This is a genomic window from Microvirga mediterraneensis (genome assembly GCF_013520865.1).
GTDB lineage: Bacteria > Pseudomonadota > Alphaproteobacteria > Rhizobiales > Beijerinckiaceae > Microvirga > Microvirga mediterraneensis.
The window spans coordinates 3,779,365-3,800,694 of the sequence record NZ_JACDXJ010000001.1; the positions used below are offsets into that span (position 1 = coordinate 3,779,365).

Annotated in this window: 23 protein-coding genes; 6 read left to right on the plus strand and 17 right to left on the minus strand. The window is 65.1% G+C overall.

Annotated features, from left to right (window positions below; translation table 11 throughout):
* The first annotated feature begins 10 nt into the window (after positions 1-10).
* The gene (locus H0S73_RS18010; RefSeq protein ID WP_343058459.1) at positions 11-946 is read left to right on the plus strand and encodes an NAD(P)-dependent oxidoreductase; all 936 of its coding nucleotides are present in this window, start codon (positions 11-13) and stop codon (positions 944-946) included.
* A 67-nt stretch (positions 947-1,013) separates the two neighbouring features.
* On the opposite strand, the gene H0S73_RS18015 is transcribed toward H0S73_RS18010, so the two are convergent.
* Positions 1,014-3,329, minus strand: coding sequence for a caspase family protein (locus tag H0S73_RS18015; RefSeq protein ID WP_181053441.1), 2,316 nt, complete (start codon positions 3,327-3,329; stop codon positions 1,014-1,016).
* A gap of 180 nt (positions 3,330-3,509) precedes the next feature.
* Here H0S73_RS18015 and H0S73_RS18020 point away from each other — a divergent pair, with 180 nt between their 5' ends.
* Positions 3,510-4,802 carry a cadherin domain-containing protein gene (locus H0S73_RS18020; protein WP_181053442.1) on the plus strand — a complete coding sequence of 431 codons (1,293 nt, stop codon included), beginning with the start codon at positions 3,510-3,512 and terminating at the stop codon, positions 4,800-4,802.
* Between the two features lie 36 nt (positions 4,803-4,838).
* Here the strand turns inward: H0S73_RS18020 and H0S73_RS18025 are convergent, their stop codons facing one another.
* The 5 genes from H0S73_RS18025 to cobT all read right to left on the minus strand — a co-directional run bounded on the left by H0S73_RS18025 (position 4,839) and on the right by cobT (position 8,089).
* Positions 4,839-5,045, minus strand: a complete 207-nt coding sequence (locus tag H0S73_RS18025; RefSeq protein WP_114945452.1) for a hypothetical protein — start codon at positions 5,043-5,045, stop codon at positions 4,839-4,841.
* Positions 5,046-5,056: 11 nt separating this feature from the next.
* Complete coding sequence (locus H0S73_RS18030) at positions 5,057-5,848, minus strand: enoyl-CoA hydratase-related protein (protein ID WP_181053443.1); 792 nt, start codon at positions 5,846-5,848, stop codon at positions 5,057-5,059.
* A gap of 3 nt (positions 5,849-5,851) precedes the next feature.
* Positions 5,852-6,502, minus strand: a complete 651-nt coding sequence (locus H0S73_RS18035; protein ID WP_425488230.1) for a uracil-DNA glycosylase family protein — start codon at positions 6,500-6,502, stop codon at positions 5,852-5,854.
* A 61-nt stretch (positions 6,503-6,563) separates the two neighbouring features.
* Positions 6,564-7,067, minus strand: coding sequence for a thermonuclease family protein (locus H0S73_RS18040; protein WP_181053444.1), 504 nt, complete (start codon positions 7,065-7,067; stop codon positions 6,564-6,566).
* Positions 7,064-8,089, minus strand: coding sequence for a nicotinate-nucleotide--dimethylbenzimidazole phosphoribosyltransferase (gene cobT / locus H0S73_RS18045; protein ID WP_181053445.1), 1,026 nt, complete (start codon positions 8,087-8,089; stop codon positions 7,064-7,066). The genes H0S73_RS18040 and cobT overlap by 4 nt, the downstream gene beginning before the upstream one ends.
* A gap of 78 nt (positions 8,090-8,167) precedes the next feature.
* Between cobT and H0S73_RS18050 the strand changes: the two genes are divergently transcribed.
* Genes H0S73_RS18050 through H0S73_RS18060 form a run of 3 tightly spaced genes read left to right on the plus strand, consistent with a single transcriptional unit; the run spans position 8,168 to position 9,936 of the window.
* Positions 8,168-9,004 carry an adenosylcobinamide-GDP ribazoletransferase gene (locus H0S73_RS18050; RefSeq protein WP_202049824.1) on the plus strand — a complete coding sequence of 279 codons (837 nt, stop codon included), beginning with the start codon at positions 8,168-8,170 and terminating at the stop codon, positions 9,002-9,004.
* 15 nt (positions 9,005-9,019) lie between these two features.
* Complete coding sequence (locus tag H0S73_RS18055; protein WP_181053446.1) at positions 9,020-9,235, plus strand: DUF1289 domain-containing protein; 216 nt, start codon at positions 9,020-9,022, stop codon at positions 9,233-9,235.
* Positions 9,235-9,936, plus strand: coding sequence for a retropepsin-like aspartic protease family protein (locus tag H0S73_RS18060; RefSeq protein ID WP_181053447.1), 702 nt, complete (start codon positions 9,235-9,237; stop codon positions 9,934-9,936). Before H0S73_RS18055 ends, H0S73_RS18060 begins: the two co-directional genes overlap by 1 nt.
* 34 nt (positions 9,937-9,970) lie before the next feature.
* On the opposite strand, the gene H0S73_RS18065 is transcribed toward H0S73_RS18060, so the two are convergent.
* The 5 genes from H0S73_RS18065 to dusA form a co-directional block, all read right to left on the minus strand.
* Positions 9,971-10,843 carry an ADYC domain-containing protein gene (locus H0S73_RS18065; protein ID WP_246389045.1) on the minus strand — a complete coding sequence of 291 codons (873 nt, stop codon included), beginning with the start codon at positions 10,841-10,843 and terminating at the stop codon, positions 9,971-9,973.
* Positions 10,815-11,096: a hypothetical protein gene (locus H0S73_RS25535; protein ID WP_202049825.1), complete on the minus strand. Its 282-nt coding sequence runs from the start codon at positions 11,094-11,096 to the stop codon at positions 10,815-10,817. The genes H0S73_RS18065 and H0S73_RS25535 overlap by 29 nt, the downstream gene beginning before the upstream one ends.
* A gap of 715 nt (positions 11,097-11,811) precedes the next feature.
* Positions 11,812-12,612: an ADYC domain-containing protein gene (locus H0S73_RS18075; protein WP_181053449.1), complete on the minus strand. Its 801-nt coding sequence runs from the start codon at positions 12,610-12,612 to the stop codon at positions 11,812-11,814.
* 59 nt (positions 12,613-12,671) lie between these two features.
* Positions 12,672-12,962, minus strand: coding sequence for a hypothetical protein (locus H0S73_RS18080; RefSeq protein ID WP_181054437.1), 291 nt, complete (start codon positions 12,960-12,962; stop codon positions 12,672-12,674).
* Positions 12,963-13,232: 270 nt separating this feature from the next.
* Complete coding sequence (gene dusA / locus H0S73_RS18085; protein WP_181053450.1) at positions 13,233-14,228, minus strand: tRNA dihydrouridine(20/20a) synthase DusA; 996 nt, start codon at positions 14,226-14,228, stop codon at positions 13,233-13,235.
* Between the two features lie 219 nt (positions 14,229-14,447).
* Between dusA and H0S73_RS18090 the strand changes: the two genes are divergently transcribed.
* Complete coding sequence (locus tag H0S73_RS18090) at positions 14,448-14,744, plus strand: hypothetical protein (RefSeq protein ID WP_181054438.1); 297 nt, start codon at positions 14,448-14,450, stop codon at positions 14,742-14,744.
* Between the two features lie 52 nt (positions 14,745-14,796).
* On the opposite strand, the gene ybaK is transcribed toward H0S73_RS18090, so the two are convergent.
* From ybaK to xdhA, 6 genes are all read right to left on the minus strand, one after another.
* Entirely contained in the window at positions 14,797-15,267 is a 471-nt protein-coding gene (gene ybaK / locus H0S73_RS18095) for a Cys-tRNA(Pro) deacylase (RefSeq protein ID WP_181053451.1), read from the minus strand.
* Between the two features lie 21 nt (positions 15,268-15,288).
* The gene (locus H0S73_RS18100) at positions 15,289-15,912 is read right to left on the minus strand and encodes an urease accessory protein UreE (protein ID WP_181053452.1); all 624 of its coding nucleotides are present in this window, start codon (positions 15,910-15,912) and stop codon (positions 15,289-15,291) included.
* 72 nt (positions 15,913-15,984) lie between these two features.
* Positions 15,985-16,470 (minus strand): nucleoside deaminase, encoded by a 486-nt coding sequence (locus H0S73_RS18105; RefSeq protein WP_246389047.1) that lies wholly within the window; start codon positions 16,468-16,470, stop codon positions 15,985-15,987.
* Positions 16,471-16,476: 6 nt separating this feature from the next.
* The gene (gene xdhC / locus H0S73_RS18110) at positions 16,477-17,442 is read right to left on the minus strand and encodes a xanthine dehydrogenase accessory protein XdhC (protein ID WP_181053453.1); all 966 of its coding nucleotides are present in this window, start codon (positions 17,440-17,442) and stop codon (positions 16,477-16,479) included.
* The gene (xdhB, locus tag H0S73_RS18115) at positions 17,439-19,769 is read right to left on the minus strand and encodes a xanthine dehydrogenase molybdopterin binding subunit (protein WP_181053454.1); all 2,331 of its coding nucleotides are present in this window, start codon (positions 19,767-19,769) and stop codon (positions 17,439-17,441) included. Before xdhB ends, xdhC begins: the two co-directional genes overlap by 4 nt.
* Positions 19,770-19,773: 4 nt before the next feature.
* Positions 19,774-21,255 carry a xanthine dehydrogenase small subunit gene (xdhA, locus tag H0S73_RS18120; RefSeq protein WP_181053455.1) on the minus strand — a complete coding sequence of 494 codons (1,482 nt, stop codon included), beginning with the start codon at positions 21,253-21,255 and terminating at the stop codon, positions 19,774-19,776.
* Positions 21,256-21,330: the final 75 nt, after the last annotated feature.

Genomic DNA, 21,330 nt, shown 5'->3' on the forward strand with positions numbered 1-21,330 from the left:
GCATCAAAAGATCCGGAAAGAGCAGGTCCACAATTGCGCACGATGCGCTAGAACCGGCGAGACATTCAGGGAGCAGACGATGGCGAAGGTTGCATTCCTCGGGCTCGGCGTGATGGGCTACCCCATGGCCCGTCACCTCAAGGCGAAGGGTCATCAGGTGACGGTCTACAACCGCACGGCGGCCAAGGCCGAGAAATGGGTCTCCGAGAACGGCGGACGCGCCGCCACGACGCCGCGCGAGGCGGCCGAGGGTCAGGAGATCGTGTTCGCCTGCGTCGGCAACGATGACGATCTGCGTCAGGTGACGCTCGGACCGGACGGCGCGTTCCAGAGCATGGGCAAAGGCGCTATCTTCGTCGATCACACCACGGCCTCGGCCGAGGTGGCCCGCGAGCTTCATGCCGCCGCTACGGACAAGGGCTTCGCCTTCATCGACGCTCCCGTGTCGGGCGGCCAGGCGGGTGCGGAGAACGGCGTTCTCACGGTCATGTGCGGCGGCGACGCTGATGCTTACGCGAGGGCCGAGCCCGCCATCATGAGCTTTGCCCGTGCCTGTCGCCTCATGGGCGAAGCGGGGGCCGGCCAGCTCACGAAGATGATCAACCAGATCTGCATCGCCGGTCTCGTGCAGGGCCTGGCCGAAGGTATCCATTTCGGCAAGAAGGCTGGTCTCGATATCGAGGCGGTGCTCGACGTGATTTCCAAGGGCGCCGCCGGCTCATGGCAGATGGAGAATCGCGGCAAGACCATGAACCAGGGCAAGTTCGATTTCGGCTTCGCGGTCGATTGGATGCGCAAGGACCTGTCCATCGTGCTGGACGAGGCCCGCAAGAATGGCGCCAGCCTGCCGGTCACGGCCCTGGTCGACCAGTTCTATGCCGATGTGCAGAAGATGGGCGGCAGGCGCTGGGATACGTCGAGCCTGATCGCACGGCTCGACAAGTAAGCGTCGGCCGATACGTCACGGATGCAGGAGAGAGCGCCGGGCCTGCAAGGCTCCGGCGCTCTCCGTTTCAGCGACCTTCCTCAGCGCAGGGCCGTCCGGGCCGGCAGCGCTCCGCATTGCCGCCGCCCTGGCGACCGCCGGACGGCGCCGGAGCCGGGCGAACCTGCGTCGGCCTCTCGAAGCCTCGTGCCGGGGGCGGCTGGAACGCCGGTCGCGGCGGCCCGCGGCCGGCCCGCTCCTCCCGGGGGGCGTCCATGCGCGGGACGGGCCTGGGCTGGAAGGCGGGAGCCTCCGGCCGTTCCATACGAGGCACAGGGCGCGGCGAAGGACGCTCGCGCTCCATCCTGTCCCAGGCGGCCGGCCGCTCACGTTCCATAGGCGGGCGAACGCGGTCGTCCCGGCGCGGACGGCGCTCTTCCGGTTGCGGGAAGGCTGTCGCCGGGCGCCCGGCGACGGGGGCGCCCCGCTCAGGCATGATCCGGGGATCCGGACGATTGAAGTCGTTCCGTCCGGGCCTGTTGCGTTCGATCTCGATCGGCGGCCTCTCGGGGCGGGCCTGCCGCGGGAAGGTATCGTCCCTGTCGAAGCGCGGGTTTCTCGGTCGGGCCGCATCCTGCATGGGAGCTTGTGGGCGGACCAGACGAGGCTCGGGAACACGCTCGGCGGGCCGAGCGCCGCGCGGCGCTTCCGGGCGGAAGGCCGGTTCCCCGATATCCGAGCGTCCCGGACGCGGCTGCTCCTGAGGGATGGTCGCGAGGGGGATCGGACGCGCGGGAAGACGCCCGGGGCGCACCTGCTGCGCCTCGCCGGGTCGAGCGCCCCTGCCCTCGCGCAAACTGCTCGGATCGACCGCGACCGGAAGCGGCCGGATTGGGGCGGCAAGCCCCGGTTGGCGTGGAACGACCGTCTGTTCGGGGCGTAGGCCGCGACGTGGACCGGGACCGCGCTCATTGCCCATGAGACCGCCGAAGACCGGCGGGGCGGCCACCGGGATGGCGACCGGACCGCGCGGCGTGACCGGCGCGATGGGCTGGTAGAACAAGCGCGGCGGACGGGCGCGCACCGGAACGGGCATGGCCATCGGGATCGGCAGCACGCCGGCCATGACCGGCGGCGGCGGCGGCTCGCGGATGATCGTCACGAACTCCTCGTCCTCATCGGCCGGCGGCAGGAGATAGACCGGCACGCGCGGCGGAGGAACCTCGCGGATGATGGTTACGACTTCCACGATCTCGACCCGCTCCACCTCGGGCAGGGGCGGCGGCAGATCGTCGTAGACAACCTCCTCGAAGTCGACCGGCGGCGCATAGGGCGCGGACAGGCGCGCGAGCCGGCGCTGGCAATCCGGCGCGTGAGGGCCGTTCGGATAGCGGCGCAGATAGGTCCAGTACGCCTCGCGCGTGTTGCTGGTGAGCGTACGGCGCCAGACGAGCGCCTCGCGGCGGGCGGCCAGCAGCGCCGTCACGCGGCGCGCGAGGCGATGGTCCGGGTAGCGGCGCAGAAAAGCCTGGTAGTCCTGGATCGTGTCGCGCTCGACCGCGATGGCATAGGCCTCTTCGGCCGGGACGTCCTCGATCCGGCGCACCTCGCGCACCAGGGGCGCGGCCGCCGCCTCCGCCTGCTCGAAGAAGACAAAGGAGCCGCTTCCGAGATTGGCCGAATGCCAGGGGATCTGCAGGCCGTTCGTGGCCTCGTGCGTCCTCAGGCGCGCGCGGGCGAAAACCTCGTCGAGGGGCATCCCCGGCTGGCGGATCATCTCCGCCAGGGCCGTCGCATAGGCCCCGTAAGGCCCCTTATCATCGGCCGCGACGATGTTGGGAGCCGAGGAGAAGGCCATCAGGAACCCGGCGGGCGGCTCCATCAGGGCAAGGCCCCTGGCTGTCGGTCCGCCCGTGGACGCGAGCGGATAATCCCGCGCCATGTCGGCGACGATCACCCGCGCCTGAGCGGGACTCCGCTCGAGGGAGCGGACGAGGTCGGACAGGCGGAAGCCTTCGAGGGGAACGTCCACGTCGCGCTCAACACGGGCATCGACCGGCAGCAGGTAATTCTCGCCTTCGAGCTGGACGCCGTAGCCGGCCAGGTAGACCATGACCGTGGAGCCGGGCTCCAGGTTCTGGCTCTTGTCGAGGAAGTCGCGGACGAGGCTGCGCAGATCGCCGGCACCGAGATCGCGTCCCTGGATCACCTCGAACCCGGCGCCGGTCAGGGTCTGGGCGAGCAGGCCGGCATCGTTGACGGCGGTCGGAAGCTCGCGACCCAGATAGGCGCCCTGCCCGACCACGAGGGCGAGGCGGTCCTGAGCGGACGCAACGGCCGCCTGGCCGATGATAGCCGTCAGCGCGAGGCCGATGAAAACGGTAGCACGTTTCAGACGAGACACGGATTACCCACCCCTTTGTCGCCCTTACGGGTCTTTATGCAGATAAGGCCAAGGCAGTTGAACGGGTTCTGAACGTATCAAACGGTCAAGCCAGAGTCTCCCCTGGTTCGACCTTCGCTGTTGCCACTCGAGCTATGCTGTTTTAGTGCATTGTAACATTATATATTCCTGGGGGATTCTATGGGTTATCTGCATTTCAATGGCCACGCATATGAAGTCCGGCTGGATCCCAGCACGTGGAGTGAGGCGAATGGAGCCGCGAATCTCCTCGGTGGCCATCTCGCGAAAATCGAGTCGGCCGAAGAGAATGCAGCAATCATTGCTTACGTGCTCCGACAAGCCTCGTTAGAGACGTGGGGATACTATGCGGCACCCGATGGCGGAGGCGCCGTATATGTTTGGCTTGGCGCGAACGACATCACAAACGAAGGGCAGTGGAAGTGGGCCGACGGTACAGACGTCGCTTACGCGAACTGGGGATCGGGTTCGCTGGGTAGCGAGCCGGATGATTATACGGATCCGCAATACAGCCCCAATGGGCAAGACGGCGGGGCCCTTGCCGTTAATAGATGGCCCTATCCAGCGGGTGGAATCGGCTCGCCCGGACAATGGAACGACATCAGCGTAAGCAATGCCTTATCCTTCTTGGTGGAGTACGAAACGATCGGCTTGAGGAATGCCAACCCTACCAATCTCACTCTCGCGCGCTCCACGGTCGCCGAGAATGCGGTGATCAACTCCGTCATCACTCCTCTTTCAGCACAAGACGCGGATGGAGACGCGCTCACCTATACGATCACGGATCCCACCGGCACGTTCGCCATCGAGAACGGCAATCTTGTTCTGAAGAAGGTGCTCGATTTCGAGACCGTGCGGCAATACTCGATCACGATCGAGTCTCGCGACGGCTATGCGGGCGTGACCTCCGGATCCTTCACAATCAGCGTGACCGACGTTGCCGAGTCGACGCCGCCGGTTTCCATTACCCGGACCGGAACAGCCGACGCTGATGTGCTCATCGGTGACACGGGTGACGATACCCTCTCCGGTCTTGCAGGAAACGACCGACTTTATGGCCTCGAAGGTAATGACGTGCTGAAAGGCGGCGCCGGCAACGACACGCTCGAGGGTGGCGCAGGAGGAGACATCTTCGTGTTCGATATCAAGTTGTCGAAGACGAACAAGCTGAACAAGAAGCAGAACCTGGACAAGATCACCGACTTCGTCGTGGCCGACGACACGATCCATCTGGCCAAGAGCGTCTTCTCAAAGATTGCCAAGAAGGGCGTGCTCAAGAAGGGCGAGTTCTACGTTGGCAGCGCCGCCCATGATCGGGACGATCATGTGATCTACAACAAGAAGACGGGGGCGCTGTTCTACGACAAGGACGGCACCGGGGTGGCCGAGGCGATCCAGTTCGCCACCGTCACCAAGAACCTCAAGATGACCAACGGAGACTTCCTCGTCGTCTGAGAAAGCAAGAGCACAACTCTGCGGTGACGCGGCGCATCACCGCCGCGTCATCGTCAGGTAGACCACGAAGGCTCCGATGGCGACGGCGAGGCCCATGATCACCAGCTGGCGGGTCTCACCCGTCAGGGCCGCGTCCCGGTACATCTGATTGAGGCGCTCGGCGCGTTCGGGATCGCGCGACATGAAGAGTCCGATGACGATGCTCAACGTGGCGAGACCGAGAATCCAGTAAGTCGGGCGCATCGGGTTTCTCCTTATCGTCCCTCGAACCGGGGAGCTCGCTTCTCGCGGAATGCCGCGACGCCTTCCATGAAGTCGTGGCTCGATCCGGCCTCGGCCTGCAACCTTGCCTCAAGGTCGAGCTGGGTTTCGAGATCGTTCGCCAAGCTCTGTCCCACCGCCTGCTTGGTGAGGCGATACGCGAGCCCCGGCCCCTCGGCAAGCCTTGCGGCGAAAGCCGCCACGTCGACCGCAAACGAGGCATCGTCGAACACTTTGTAGACGAGGCCCATCCTCTGGGCCTCCTCGGCCGGTAGGGCCTCGGCGCTCAGCATCAGGGCGAGCGCCTGCTTGGGGCCGACGAGACGCGGCAGGATCCAGGTGCCGCCGGCATCCGGAATCAGGCCGATCTTGGCGAAGGCCTCCTGCAGATAGGCGGAGCGGGCCGCCACGACGATGTCGCAGGCGAGCGCGATGTTCATGGAGGCACCGACCGCCGGGCCGTTCAGGGCGGCGATGGTCGGCTTCGGGTAATTGGCGAGCCTGAGCACCAGCGGGTTGTAATCGCGGGTGAGCGCGGGCCCGAGATCGACCCGGCCCTTCTCGTCGCGCTTCAGGTCCACCGTCAGGTCCTGGCCCGAGGAGAACGCCCGGCCCTCCCCGGTCAGCACCACCACGCGCACCGACTCGTCGCGCTCGCACCGGTCCAGCGCGTCCCGCAGGTCCGCGTGCATCTCGGCGTTGAACGCGTTCATCTTTTCGGGCCGCGCCAGAGTGATGGTCGCAACCGCTCCGTCGACGGTGCAGCGCAGGGTCGTCGGGCTCATGCCTCAAAGCTCCTTGTCGTCGAGAGCGAACATAGAACGGATCTCGAAGCGGAGAACCGGCAAAAGCTCGGCTTCGAACCAGGAATTAGTCTTAAGCCACCCGTTGTTGCGCCAGGATGGATGCGGCAACGGCAGGATGCGGGGTTTTAGCGGGTGATCGAGGATTGTCCGCCAACGCCGGACGGTCTCGGTCAGTCCATCCTTGAAATCGTCCCCCATGTGCCAAGCCTGGGCATATTGGCCGATCAGGAGGACGAGATCGAGACTGGGAAGCGCCTGGAAGAGCGGCCGGCGCCAGGCCTCGGCGCATTCCCGGCGCGGGCCGAGATCGCCGCCATTGGCATCCTGGCCCGGAAAGCATGAGCCCATGGGCACGATGGCAACCTTGGAAGCATCGTAGAAGGTCGCCCGGTCGAGGCCGAGCCAGTCGCGCAGCCGCGTGCCCGACCGGTCGTCGAACGGGATGCCGCTGGCATGGGCGCGGGTTCCGGGCGCCTGGCTGGCGATGCACAGCCGCGCCGTGGCGCTGCCCTGGATGATCGGACGCGGCTCGTGCGGGAGGGCCGCGCCGAAGCGCGGCGCATCGCGGCAGATCCGGCAAGCCCGCAAATGAGCGGCAAGATCGTCGAAGGTCGGAGAGGGATTCATGCCCATCAGATGGGGATCGAGGCCCAGGCGAAGGAGACACCCCGGGAACGACACGACGTCGCTCCCGTCACGAGTTGCGCCTGCGCCAATCCTGCGGACGCTCGAAATCACCTTCCCAGAGCCCGGCGGGGCGCTTGCGGGCGCGGGTTTCCTCAGGATCGTAATCGCGCCCGTAGGAGACGGCCCAGCCCTCCTCCACCATGCGGGCGCCGATGTCCCGGCCGTTCACGGTGCACCGTGCGAGGACGCGCTGGTAGCGGTCGCGGCCGGTGGCGCGACAGCGCACCGTCTCGCCGGAGACGAGATCGATGAGGGCCCGGCGGGAAGTCTCGCCGCAGGCATAGGAGCGGCCGGAACGGGAGCAGTTCTGCCGGATCTCGGGCGCATCGATCCCTTTGAGGCGGATGCGGGTCTCGCCGATGCGGATCGTGTCCCCATCGGTCACCTGGGCCCTGCCCTCGAGGGAGCGCCCGTTCGGCTTCATTGCAAGCCCCGCCCCGCCGGCGAGCGCCAAAGCGACGATCAGGGAGGTGATGCCGCTCGACCGGGAGCGACGACGCCGGAACCTCACGACAGGCGCTCGGAAACTCCCGCCTGCCCGAAGGTGGCCATGTCCCGATGTACCGCCGCCGCGGCCTTCACGAGGCCGGCTGCCAGAGCCGCGCCGGACCCTTCGCCGAGCCGCATCCCGAGCGCCAGCAGCGGCACCTTGCCGAGGCGAGTCAGCACATCCTGGTGCGCGCCCTCGGCGCTCAGATGGCCGGCGATGCAGTGATCGATGGTCGAGGGGTGGATGGCGTGAAGGACGGCCGCCGCAGAGGTGGCCACGTAGCCGTCGAGGATCACGGGGATATGTTGCAGGCGCGCCGCGAGAATGGCGCCCGCCATGGCGGCAATCTCGCGCCCACCGAGGCGGCGCAGCACTTCGAGAGGATCTTTGAGACTGTCGCCGTGATGGGCGATGGCTGCCTCGACCGCCGCGACCTTGCGCTTGAGCCCCTCGTCGTCAACCCCCGTGCCGCGCCCGACCCAATGCTCGGCCGATCCGCCGTAAAGCGCCTTGTAGATGGCTGCGGCAATCGTGGTGTTGCCGATTCCCATTTCGCCGATGGCAAGCAGATCGGTCCCGCCGGCGATCGCCTCCATGCCGAACGCCATGGTGGCGACGCAGGACTTCTCGTCCATGGCGTCGGCCTCGGTGATATCGCCCGTTGGCATGTCGATGGCGAGGTCGAACACCTTGAAGCCCAGTCCGTAGGCGGCGCAGATCTGATTGATGGCCGCCCCGCCGGCGGCGAAGTTCTCCAGCATCTGGCGGTTCACCTCGGAGGGGAACGCCGAGACGCCCTTGGCGGTCACGCCATGGCTCGCCGCGAAGACGCAGACGAGGGGGCGGTCGACGGTCGGAACGGGCTTCGCCTGCCAGGCCGCCAGCCATTCGGCGATTCGCTCCAGACGCCCCAAGCTCCCGGAGGGCTTGGTGAGCTGGCGATCACGCGCCTGCACGGCCTTGACGGCGGCCTCGTCAGGACCCGGCATGGTCGTGATCAGGCGGCGGATATCGTCGAAAGGTGAGGACACGGCATCGGACATGGAGGGCTCCGGCCCCTGGGGGCATTGCAGAACACGAAGAGGCGTGACCTATAACGACCCATGCACGCGGGGTGAAGCATGTCGGAGCAATTTGAGCAGGGTAAGGCCGATGCCATCGGTGGCTGGCGGGCGGTTGCCACCGACATCGCCCATTGCGTGCGCTTCTATTCCCGGCTGCCGGTGCCCGCCCTTCCCTTCGAGCGGGACGCCCATGGGCTGCCGAACTTTACCCGCGTGGTGCGGGTGATCCCGGTCGGGGGGCTCGTCATCGGCGTCCTGCCGGCGGCCTTGCTCGGCTTGGCTCTTTCCCTCGATCTCGGCCCCTGGCTCGCCGCCATGATCTCGGTGACCACCCTGGTGATGACGACCGGGGCGCTCCATGAGGACGGGCTCGCCGACCTTGCCGACAGCGTCGGCGGCTCGACCCGCGAGAAGCGCCTGGAGATCATGCGCGACAGCCGGATCGGCTCCTTCGGCGCCTCGGCGCTCTTCCTGGCCCTGGCGCTCCGGATCGGGGCGCTCGCCACACTCGCATCCCGTCTCGATGGTGTCGCCGTCATGGCGGCCGTCCTCATCGTGGCGTCCCTGTCCCGGACGGCCGGGCTGATTCCCCTCGTGTTCCTCCCGCCGGCTCGCCGGGACGGCATCGCCCGGGCGGTTGGGCAACCGGCGCGGGAGACGTTCTGGCTGGCGGCGGGAATCGCCGGGGGGATCGCCGTCGTCCTCGGAGCCGTTTCAGGCCTGCCGCCGTTCGGCATCGCCCTGATGCTCGTGCTCTCGGGCCTCGCCGGAATCGCGCTCAGCGGATTCGCATCGCGGCATCTCGGAGGGCAGACGGGGGATGTCATCGGCGCCGCCCAGCAGGTGGCGGAGATCGCTGCGCTGATCGGCCTCTTGACCGCCGTCCACCCATGACGACATGAAGGTAAGATGACCCGCGTTTCCAGCCCCTGCATCCGTGTCTGCATGCTCGACCCTGAAACGGGGCTCTGCGAAGGCTGCGGCCGCACGCGGGAGGAGATCGCCGGCTGGTACCGCATGAGCGAAGAAGACCGCCAGCGGATCATGGCCGCGCTGCCGGAGCGGATGCGCGAAGCCTTTGCCATCGAGTCGCCCTTCGCGCCTCAAGCCGACAAGGCGGGGTGATGCCCGGCATTCGCGGCGCGGGCCTCCTCCTTCTCCTGGCCGCCCTCCTCGTCGGGCTGTTCGTCAGCGACTCGGTCGGCGAACTCTCGGCCCTGGAGGCATCGGGGCTTCTCGCCCTCGGCGGATTGTGCCTGCTCATGGCGGCCTCGATCGTCGAAGGCTTCTCCCGGCATTGGACCTACGGCGTCCAGTCCATCGCGGTCAGCACCGGCATCCTGGTGGCCCTGATCGTGACCTACGCATCCCGGGGAGAGTTGCAGGCCGTGATCGACCGCGCCATCGGCGATATCGCGGTCGGCCGCACCGTCGTCACGCCCGAGGGCGAAGTGGTGGCCGCGCGCCGGACGGATGGGAGCTTCATGGTGCAGGGCGAGGTGAACGGCCACGAGACCCGCTTCGTCTTCGACACGGGCGCGACCACGGTCGTCCTGCGCGCGGAGCACGCCGCCGCTCTCGGCTTCAAACCCGACAACTTGAACTATTCCATTCCTGTCGCAACCGCCAACGGCGGCGCCCTCGCGGCCCCGGTGGTCATCGACCGCCTGACCGTCGGCCCGATCACCGAACGCAAGGTCCGCGCGCTGATCGCCCGCGAAGGCGTGCTCCACGCCAACCTCCTCGGCATGACGTTTCTGGAGCGGCTGGGCTCCTACGAGGTGCGGGGAAACAGGCTGATCCTGAGAGCCCGGTCAGGCTCGTGATGTCACGGCGAAGCGAATGAGGATCCGGCTTCGCTTAAGGATGGGAATGGTTGAAGAGAATCGCGCGCGGCTCCTCACGCATCGCTTCAAGGCTGCACTTCTCCGGCCCGAGCCTGCCGGCCAAACGAGGAAAGCGGGCTGCGATATCGTCTAGCGTGACGTTCTGCACGATGCGCGGACGAGCAACGCACACCGCGCCATCGGCCCCCCAGGCTGCCTCGAACTGCATGCCATCGGCCTTTTCCGAGTGCTGAATGCCGAAGCGGTCGAAGATGTCCACGGACGTGCCATCCCGCGTCGTCGGATGGTTATCGCCCCCGTAATCGGCGCGCAGCATATGCACGCAAGCCTTGTGCAGATCATGCGAAGAGATGCCGTCCCGATTTTCCCAAGGGCGATAGCCCATGCGGACGCATTTGCCTTCAGCCCCGCTGGTGCAGGTGAAATGAAAACCGCCAGACCCGTCAGGGATCACGAAACCGGCGCGCCGCCCTTGAGGATCGGATAGACAGAACGGCTCCTTCTCCTCTCCGTCCGGAGAATGAACCGACATGCTGTAAAGCAGGAGAGGGCCTCCTCTCGCGCTGCCATCCTCTTCGACACCGTCGATCCGGACATGGGTCACGCCATCCGGACCGGCTAGGACGAAACGAAGCCCGACCAGCTTCGCGCCCCGCAGGATCCGCTCACCCTCCAAGTTCAAGACAAGCTCCGGCCCATCGGCATGAAGACTGCCGCCTGCGCCAAAAGCGGCTTGAGGGAAGAGGGCATGGAGAATGAACAGCAGGAAGGATGAAAAGGCCAGAACACGCACTGAATGATCCCGAAAGGAAAGCAGCCTCTCGTTCGAGAGACTGCTGGATGCAAAGCGATAATGATTATCGGTCGAGCGTGACAACCGACCCATCCCGCAGGATCACCGCTTCGAGGCGTAGGCCTGAAGAAGTGGCTCCTGTGTTGCTCTGCCCATTGGTGCTCAACCCATTGGTGCTCAGGCCGTTTGTGCTCAAACCGTTGGTGCTGAGGCCGTTGGTGCTCAGACCATTCGTGCTCAGACCGTTGGTGCTGAGGCCATTCGCGATCTCAAGCGCACTCGCTCCGTAGGCTGTGAAAACGCCGAGAGAAGCAGCAATAATCGAGATGCAAGATTTAAGACGCATAATTGTCCCCTTAGATCGATTTTTCTGAGAAGTGACTCAAAGGCAGATCGCCCGTTCACGTAGAGGAAAATACACGTAATAACCTTTCTGTTAAGGCCATTGACGTAACTTTATATATGCATATTTGCACACTTACTTTGCGGATCATTACCGGTTGAACGGGCGCCACGGATGCATGTACTTCAGATTGAATTCACTGCATTTGCTGTTGAACAGATTTTGGAAAATAACTTTAGGTCGCTTCCTCATTCGCATTGTCTGTCTTTTGAGGGTCTGCACCGGGAGACGGATTGGCCTTGCTCTGCGTCCGCTCGCCTATCGTTTTGGGGAACCACGTCCCGGATGAATTGAGAGAGGTCCGACGAGCAAACAGGAGCTTCTCCTTCGACGACGCGCTCCACGATCCTGTTCGGGAAAAAGCCTATGCGGTGCATCGGGTCTTTTGAGGCAGAGCGAACGGGGCCAACTCACGTCTCTGAACGATGCCCTGGGTCAGATACTGCGGACCAACCAAAAAGCCCTCGCCGAGGCAGGGGGCCGGTGCGTGTTTCCGAGGGATGATGAGACCACCTTCAAGCGTCGGACGCGATCTCGAAATCACGCCCGACGCGCTAGGGGCGTGAACGACGATGCGCCTGCACGTTCGGCAAGGCATGCTGTCGATGGAAACGCTCCTCGCCGAACCGTGGCACGGGCGACGTCCGGCGGGCTCTTGTCACTTCTTGTCTCTGCGCCATGTCAGGACGGATTGATTGAAGAGCATTGCCCGCGGTTCAGCCCGCATGGCCTCTTCCGAACAGGCGCTCGGCCCCAGCCTTCCGCGCAGGCGCGGATAGCGCTCGGCCAATTCCTCCAGGCTGATGTTGTCGGCGATGCGCGTGTGAGAAACACAGATGGCGCCATCAGGCCCCCAGGCGGCTTCGAAGGCCATCCCCGGTGCCGGATCGGGATGCTGAATGCCGAGGCGATCATAGACGTTCACGGCGGTGCCGTTGCGGGTCGTGGGATGGTCATCGCCCCCGTAATCGGCGCGCAGCATGTGGATGCAGGCTCTATGCAGATCCCGCAGGGAAACGCCGTCCCGCGTTTCCCAGGGAAGGTAGCCGAAGAGAATGCACTTGCCTTCCGCGCCGCTGGTGCAGGTGATGGAAAAACCGCCTGCCCCATCGGGAAAGGCGAAAGCGGCGTGCTCGCCGTCAGGGTCGGCCTCGCATAGGGATTGCGCCGCTCCAGTGACGGGATCCTTTACGGACATGCGGTAAAAAGTAATGCCGCGGTTGGCCAGCTGCCCCTCACGGATAATGTCGTCGATGCGAATTTGGATTTCGCCGGACCCCGTGCCCATAATAAAGGTCAGGCCTATCATGGCATTGCCTCGCAGCACCGTCCCGTCGTTCAGGCGCAGCAGGAGGTCCAGATCTTCGAGTGCGAAGCGCCCTTCCTTGGAAGCCGTCGGGACGGCGAGGACGACGAGCAAAGCGCCGATCCGAAGGCACCAGGACAGCAGGCGATCCACCGAACGTAGAAGACCCCTTCGTCGGGAACGAAGGGGCCGCCCCTCTCGGGAAGTCACGATTAACGCAGTTCGATACGATCGCCGTTCGGCAAAGTGACGGCGTGAGGCGCAAGGATTTTCGAGGTCAGGCCTGTGTCATAGCGACCGTTCACGGTCAGGCCGTTCACCGTGAGACCGTTCACGGTAAGGCCATTCACGGTAAGGCCATTCAGGCTGATGCCATTGGCTCCGTTCGGTGGCGGCCTTGGGCTCAAGGCGAAAAATGCTTGGGCTTGCGTAGCAACCGAAACTCCGAGGACGGCGTAAAGCCCAATCCAGGAGAACGATGCTGTTCGAGAGCTGTTTTTCATAACCCAACCCCTTTTGGCACTTACTCATCGAAGGATCGACAAGACCCTTCGACCAAGGAGTTTAGGCCTATAAATGTTATAGTAAAGCAATCAGGGCGTGTTCCATGTGCTCCTTGGCGGAGCGGGCTCGCCGTCACGCGCTAATGCAGCAATACAAAGCTTCTCCGCAAAGCGAGATGCCTTCGATACGGCAACTCTCGCGTGCGGGACAATCTCCGGTCATCCCAAACCGGCTTGGTCTAATGCGCGGAAGGACAGGTCGAACCTGGTTCAGGCGGACATCGCGGCCATTGCCACGACGTCGCGCGACACCTGAGCCACCGCATCCCGCAGGGTCTGCAAAGTCGCGCCCGGCTTCACGGCCTCGGTTGCGAGGTGACGGCGATAGGCCCGTGCGCCCGGGCGGCCCGTGAACAGGCCGAGCATGTGGCGGGTGATGTTGCTCAGGCGCTCGCCCCTGGCGAGCTGAGCCGCGATATAAGGTTCAAAAGCCTCTACCGCCTCGAACCCGTCGGCCACCGGCGGTTCCTCGCCGTAGAGTTCGGAATCGACGTCCAGCAGGATCTCGGGCTCGTGATAGGCCACGCGGCCCAGCATCACGCCGTCCACGTGCTTCAGGTGCCCGCGGATCTCCTCCCAGGTCTTGATGCCGCCATTGATGGCGACGGGAAGAACCGGCCGTGCCTGCTTCAGGCGATAGACTCGATTGTAGTCGAGAGGCGGGATATCCCGGTTTTCCTTGGGCGACAGACCCTTGAGCCAGGCCTTCCGGGCATGGACCGTCAACTCGTCGCAACCTGCCGCCACGACGCAGTCGGTAAGGCGGTCGAGGGCCTCTTCGGTGTCCTGGTCGTCGACGCCGATCCGGCACTTCACCGTCACCGGCAGGGAAACCGCCGCCTTCATGGCCGCCACGCATTCGCCCACCAGAACCGGCTCCTGCATCAGGCAGGCCCCGAAGCGGCCGTTCTGCACCCGATCGGACGGGCAACCCACATTGAGGTTGATCTCGTCATAACCGAAATCGGCGCAGATCCGCGCGGCTTCCGCCAGATCCTTCGGATCGGACCCACCAAGCTGCACGGCCACGGTATGTTCCACCTCGCTGAAGCCCAGAAGCCGCTCCCGCGGCCCATGGATGACCGCTCCCGTGGTGACCATCTCCGTATAAAGCCGCGCCCGGCGCGACAGGACGCGGTGGAACGCCCGGCAATGCCGGTCGGTCCAATCCATCATGGGGGCAACGGTGAAAAACTTGTTGGTCATATGCAGCAGAGCAGCGGGTCTGGGGGTGGGGGAAGGCCCTTTCATATGGGGATGGCAGTTACAAGGCAAATAGGGACATTCTACGCCCTTTCGATTTATGAACACAAAGATGAACACCCATTCACTTATGTATAAACTTAAATACCTTCACTTCTGGAACATCCATTCTCAGCATTCGTTCTTCACGTCCAAGTTATACGTTCTCATAGGAGCACAAACGTGAAGAAGACACTTGGCCTCTCCTGCGCCACCGCTTTGTTCTTTGCCATTCCCATGGCAAGTCATGCGCAATCTTCGAACACCAACACGAATTCGAACGGCGCTTCACAATATGCTACCGGTCAGCAGGACCGCAGCACCATGACGGGCCCCGGCGCATCGAGCGCTGCTCCCGGTCAGAAGATGCAGAACGACACCACCGGCTCCGTGAGCGGGTCCGGTGCCTCGGGCTATGCCCCGGGTCAACAGAAGAAGCTGCCGACGGCTTCGACCGGCACCTCGACACAGCGCAAGTAAGCTGCCCCGTGCGGAGAGGCGAGGCCTCTCCGCCCCTTATCCCGGGCAGTTTTCAGATCACTGGCGCGACCTTCGCGTCCAGCACAGCCGCCGCCTCCCGGGGGGCGAGCTTGACCTGAAGGCCTCTCTGGCCTCCGTTCATGAACACTTCGGCATGTTCCAAGGCCGATTGCTCCAGCACGGTCGGAACGCGCTTCTTCTGGCCGAAGGGGCTGATGCCGCCGACATGGTAGCCAGTGAGGCGTTCCGCATCGGCTGGTTTCATCATCTGGGCCGCCTTGCCGCCGAGAGCGGCGGCGAGCTTCTTCAGGTTCACTTCCCGGTCTGAGGGCAGGATCACGCAGGCCGGCCTGCTGTCCACCAGCACCATCAGGGGCTTGAGCACCTGGCCAGGGTCCGCCCCCAAGGCTTCGGCCGCCTGCAGGCCGATGCGCTCCGCATTCGGGTCATAGTCGTAGGCATGAACCGTGAAGGAGACGCCGGCCTGCTGCAGGGCTACCGTCGCGCGGGTGGTTTTGGACATGGCCGTGAAGCGGAAAGGCGATCAATGCTCGTGCTTGTGGCCGTGGTGATGACCGCAGCCGCAGCCATGGCCGTGCTCATGATGATGGTCGTGGTTGTGATCGTGCCCATGCTCATGATGCGCGGGGCTGTGGGCATGAGCGTGGCTATGGCTCTCGCCATGGCTGTGCGAATGCCCGTGGTCGTGATGGTGATGATGCCCGTGGTCGTGATCGCACACATGGGCGCTGCGCTCCGGCTTGAACGGGCGCTCGACGGGCGTCGCCGTGCAGCCCTGTCCACGCACCAGTTCGGCTACGGCCGGGCTGTTCTCGACATAAAGAGCGTCCGCTGCAACCTCGACCAAGCCATGGCTGCTGCCGAGGTGCCAGGCAAGGCGGGTCAGGCGCAGGGGGTTCTCGGCCTTCACCTCCAGCAGGGGCTCGGCCGCCGCCTGCACCTGGACGAGCCGCCCGTCCTCGAGGCGAAGGGCATCGCCGTCGTTGATGGTCGTTTCCATGTCGAGGTCGAGCAGGATCTCGGTCCCGCCCTCGCCCTTCAAAGTCCCGTGGCGGCGGTTGCGGGCCTCGTGATCGAGGGTGATCGTGTCGACGACGCGGTCGGCCTTCACGGCGGGCTTGCGGACGATGGTGGTGACGCGGGGCATGGCTTGTCTCGGGTAGATGTCGGTGAAACTTTAGATAAGCAGGCGTCAGGCGGATCCTAGGCCGGCCCGGATTCAATACTTGATCTTGTCTTCCTTGTCCGCCCAGGCGTCGAACACGGCCTTGGCCTCCAGGCTCGGCAGGTGATCCATCGGGAGGATGCGCTCGGCGATGGGCTTGGGGATCTCGTCGTAGATCAAGCTGTCGTCGAAGCCGATCTCGGCCGCATCCTTCCGGGTATTGGCGAAGACGATCCGGCTCACGCGGGCCCAATAGGCCGAGGCGAGACACATGGGGCATGGCTCGCAGCTCGTATAGAGCGTGGCGCCCTCCAGGGAGAAACTGCTCACTTCCTGGCAGGCCCGGCGGATCGCCGTGACCTCGGCATGGGCCGTCGGGTCGTTGGCGGACGTCACCTGGTTCCAGCCTTCGGCCAGAACCTTGCCGTCGCGCACGACCACGGCGCCGAAGGGCCCTCCGGCTCCCTCATCCATGTGCTCGCGGGAGAGTTCGATGGCGCGCGTCAGATAGCGCTGATCGTCGGTCTTCATGGTGCTCATGGAGGTTTATGTATCGTTTGAGGCGGCGGGAGGCGAGAGATTTTGCGCCGGGCTTCCATGCTCCCGCACCTGCAGCAGCTGCGCCGTCACGGAGGCGGCGATCACCGCCGGGTTCTTGTCCGTGATGCCGGGAAGCCCGATGGGGCTGACGAGGGAGCGGATCGTCTCGTCGGACAGGCCGAGCTCCCGGAAGCGCTTCTCGAAGCGGGCCCGCTTCGTGGCGCTCCCGATGAGGCCCACATAGGAGAAGCCCCGCTTCAGGGCCGCCGCCGTGATCGCCATGTCGAGAGGGTGGTCGTGGGTCATGACCAGGATGAAGGAACTCGGCCCGGCCTGCGCGATCTCGGCCTCCGGATCGCGCAGGCGGACAGCCCTGGCGTTCTCCGGAAGGTGGGAGGGAAAGGCATTCTCCCGGTCGTCGAGCCAGCGGACCGAGAACGGCAGGGGCGCGAGGGACAGGACGAGGGCGCGGCCCACATGACCGGCACCGAAGATGAGGACGGGTGTGCGGACCTCGCCTTGGGTCTCGTGCCAGCCGGCCCAGCGGTCGTCGCCCACGGCAGAGCCGATCTCGCGCCGCACGCGGCCCTCCTCCATCCGGCACTCGACCTCGAACAGCCCACCCTCGGCTTCAGCCGAAACGAGAGGAGCGAGGTCTTCGAGGTCCCGCCCGTCGAAGGTCTCGATAAGGATCTTCACCCGCCCGCCGCAGCATTGGCCGAGGTCGGGCCCGAGGGCCTGATCGACGATCCGCGCCGGTCCCCGCCCCGCCGCCAGCATCTCTCGGGCGATGTCGAGCATGCGGAGCTCGAGCTGCCCGCCCCCGATGGTGCCGTGAAAGGCCCCATCGGGCCGCACGACCATGTGCGCGCCGACCTCCCGGGGGGCGGAGCCTTTCACGTCATGAACGGTGATGAGGGCGGCGCTGCCGTGCCGCGCCACGAGATCGGTGAGCTGGCGCCAGACCCTCACCCCATCGGCCTCCCCCGCAGGCTCTCGCAGGCGCGCAGGATCGCCTCAGGCGTGGCGGGTGCTTTGAGAGGCACGGGCTTGGAAGGGTCGAGCGCATGAATCGCGTCCGCAAGGGCGCAGAACACGCTGTTAGCCAGCATGATCGGCGGTTCGCCGACGGCCTTGGAGCGATAGATCGTCTCCTCGCGGTTCTCGTTGGGATAGAGCGCCACGTTGAAATCGGCGGGAACGTCGGACGCGACCGGGATCTTGTAGGTGGAGGGCGCATGCGTGAGCAGGCGGCCCTCCTTGCTGAAGACCAGCTCCTCCGTGGTCAGCCAGCCCATGCCCTGCACGAATCCGCCTTCGATCTGGCCGATATCGATAGCGGGATTGAGGGAGCGGCCTACGTCGTGGAGGATGTCGGCGCGCAGCAGGCGGTTCTCCCCCGTGAGCGTGTCGAGGATCACTTCCGAGCAGGCGGCCCCATAGGCGAAGTAGAAGAAGGGCCGGCCCGTGCCCTTCGCCCGGTCCCAGGTGATCTTCGGCGTCTTGTAATGCCCTGCCTCGGACAGCGAGACGCGGGCGAGAATGCACTTCTTCACCAGCTCGTCGAAGGGGACGCTTTCGTTGCCGATGAAGACCCGGTCGTCGCGGAACACGACCTGCTCCTCCAACACCCCATAGGCTTCCGCCGCGTAGGCTATCATGCGCTTCTTGATCGCACCCGCCGCGACGCGCGCCGCCATGCCGTTGAGATCGGACCCGGAGGAGGCCGCCGTCGGCGAGGTGTTCGGCACCTTCGCCGTCGTGGTGGCGGTGATGCGCACCCGCTCCATGGCGATCCCGAATTCCTCGGCCACCACCTGAGCCACCTTGATATAGAGCCCCTGCCCCATCTCGGTGCCGCCGTGATTCAGATGCACGGACCCGTCCTGATACACATGCACCAGGGCGCCCGCTTGGTTCATGTGGGTGAGCGTGAAGCTGATCCCGAATTTCACCGGCGTCAGCGCCAGCCCCCGCTTCATGATCGGCGAGGACGCGTTGAAGGCCGCGATCTCCTCACGGCGCGAGCGGTAGTTCGACGTCTCCTCGAGCGTGCGCACGAGATTGAGAAGCGTATCGGTCTCCTCGACCTCCATGCCGTATGGCGTGACGTTTTCGCCCGGCCGGTAAAAGTTGGCATAGCGCACATCGAGCGGATCGCGCCCCGTCGCCCAGGCGATCTGGTCCATCACGTGTTCGATGGCCAGCATCCCTTGCGGTCCGCCGAAGCCTCGGAAGGCGGTGTTCGAGACCGTGTTGGTCTTCAGCCGCCTCGAGGCGATGTGGACGGCAGGCATCCAATAGGCGTTGTCCGCATGGAACATGGCCCTGTCGACGACGCCGCTGGAGAGATCAGCCGAGTAGCCGCAGCGCGCCAGCAGATCGACCACATAGCCCTGGATGCGCCCGTCCTCGTCGAAGCCGACCTGCCAGTCGCAGCGGAAATCGTGACGCTTGCCGGTGAGGACGAAATCGTCGTCCCGGTCGAGGCGAAGCTTGCAGGGCCGGCCCGTTACGCGGGCTGCCAGAGCCGCCGTGACGGCCCATTGCGTCGCCTGGCTCTCCTTGCCGCCGAAGCCGCCGCCCATGCGGCGCGTTTCGCAGGTCACATAGGCATCGGGGATGTCGAGCACGCGGGCGACCACGTGCTGCACTTCCGTGGGATGCTGTGTCGAGGAATAGACATGAATGTCGCCGTCCTCGCCCGGGATCGCCATGGCGATCTGGCCTTCGAGATAGAAATGCTCCTGTCCGCCGACGCGGAACTGGCCCTCCAGTTTCCGTGGCGCCTTCGCGATCACGGCATTCGGATCGCCGCGGCCGTAAGCGTAGTCCGGCAGCACGGTCTCGCCGCGCTCCAGCGCATCCTCGACCGTGATGCTGGGCGTCTCGGCCTCGATCTCCATGATCGCCTTCCTGACGGCGCGACGCGCCACGTCGCGGCTCGTCGCGACGACGGCGAACAGGGACTGGCCCAGAAAGCTGATCTCCGTATCGGCGAAGAGCGGATCGTCCCCGAAGGCGGGCGATACGTCGTTCTTGCCGGGAATGTCGGCTGCGGTGAGAACGGCTACGACGCCGGGCATCGCGCGGACGGCCGACACGTCGAGTGAGACCAGCCGGCCACGGGCTTTCGGCGATTGACCGATGGCAACGTGCAGCGTTCCTTCCGGCTCGCGGATGTCGTCGATGTATTGCGCCGAACCCTGGACATGCTTGATGCCGGAATCATGGGCGATGGGCTGGCGGATGTGGCGAAGCGATTCCGCATCCATCATCGGCTTGGCGGGTGCGTTCATGGCTCTACTCCGCCGCCTGAAGCGTGTCGCGCCGGCCGACGATCCGCGTGGCCCGCGTTTCGCCCGATGAGGTTTCGCTCAGGACCTTGAACACGAGGTTGCGGGCGACCGTCGAGCGGTAGGCGGACGATGCGCGATGATCGTCGAGAGGCTGGTAATCCCGTGCGATCGCCGCCATGGCTTCGCCCCAGGATGAGGGCTCGTCCAGGGACAGGCCGATCAGCGCCTGCTCCGTCTCGGCCGCTCGCTTGGGTGTTCCCGCCATCCCGCCGAAGGCAACGCGGGCCTCCGCGATGCGCCGCCCGTCGAGGGTGACCTTGAAGGCGCCGAGAACCGCCGAGATATCCTCATCGAATCGCTTCGAGATCTTGTAGGCGCGGAAGCCTTCATGGGGTTTCAGCTTCGGCACCGTCACCCGCCGAACGAACTCGCCCGGCTTCCGGTCCTGCCTGCGATAGGCGATGAAGAAGTCTTCGAGAGGTAGGGTGCGGGTGGTATCGCCCTGTCGCAGTTCAAGCTCCGCGCCAAGCGCGATCAAGGCCGGCGCGAGATCGCCGATGGGCGAGCCGTTGGCGATGCTTCCGCCCACCGTCCCCGAGGCGCGCACCTGCACCGAGCCGAAGCGCCGCATGATCTCGCCGAGATCGGGATCGATCCGTGCAAGCGATGAATGGACGTCCACATGCGTCACCGTCGCGCCGATGCCGAGGCGATCTGAGGAATCCTCGATCAGGTCCAGGCCCGCCACGCGCCCGAGCCAGATGACCTTCTCGATCTCCATCATGGCCTTGGTGATCCAAAGGCCCACATCGGTGCAGCCGGCGACCAAGGTCGCGTCGGGGTGCCGTGCATATAACGCACCAAGTGATGCTTCGCTCGCGGGCGCGGCAAAGAAGCGGGTCTCTTCGCCGATGAAGATGTCACGTCCGTCGGCCAGTCCCATGAGCCCCTGCGCGGTGTGCTCGCCATGCACGGAAAAGACATCGTCGCCCTGCCCGCTGCAGGCATGAAGAGCCGCGTCCACGATGGGGCGGTAGCCCGTGCAGCGGCAGAGATTGCCGGCCAACACATCGTTGACGCTCTGACGGTTCAAGGGCCGCTCACCGTCATGATAAAGGGTGAAGAGGCTCATCACGATGCCGGGCGTGCAGAAGCCGCATTGCGATCCGTGATGCGCCACCATGGCGGATTGGACCGGGTGCAGGTCTCCGGTTGCGCTCAAATCCTCGACCGTGACGAGTTCCGCCCCGTCGATCTGGCCGAGCAGCAGGATGCAGGCATTGACAGGCTCGTAATGCACGCGCCCGCCCCGTACTCGGCCCAACGCCACTGTGCAGGCGCCGCAATCGCCTTCCCCGCACCCCTCCTTGGTGCCGACGCGACGCTCCTGAAGCCTCAAATAGTCCAGAAGCGTGGTGCGTGGGTGAAAGCCTGAAACCTCGACGGCCTGTCCGTTCCGCCAGAAGCGGATTGTGTCTCGTACCACAGTAATCCTCCGCCGGTTGCACCCGGCCTTGTTATGGTGAGCCGGGTAGAATGACGGAGCAAGGCCTTTTCGCCA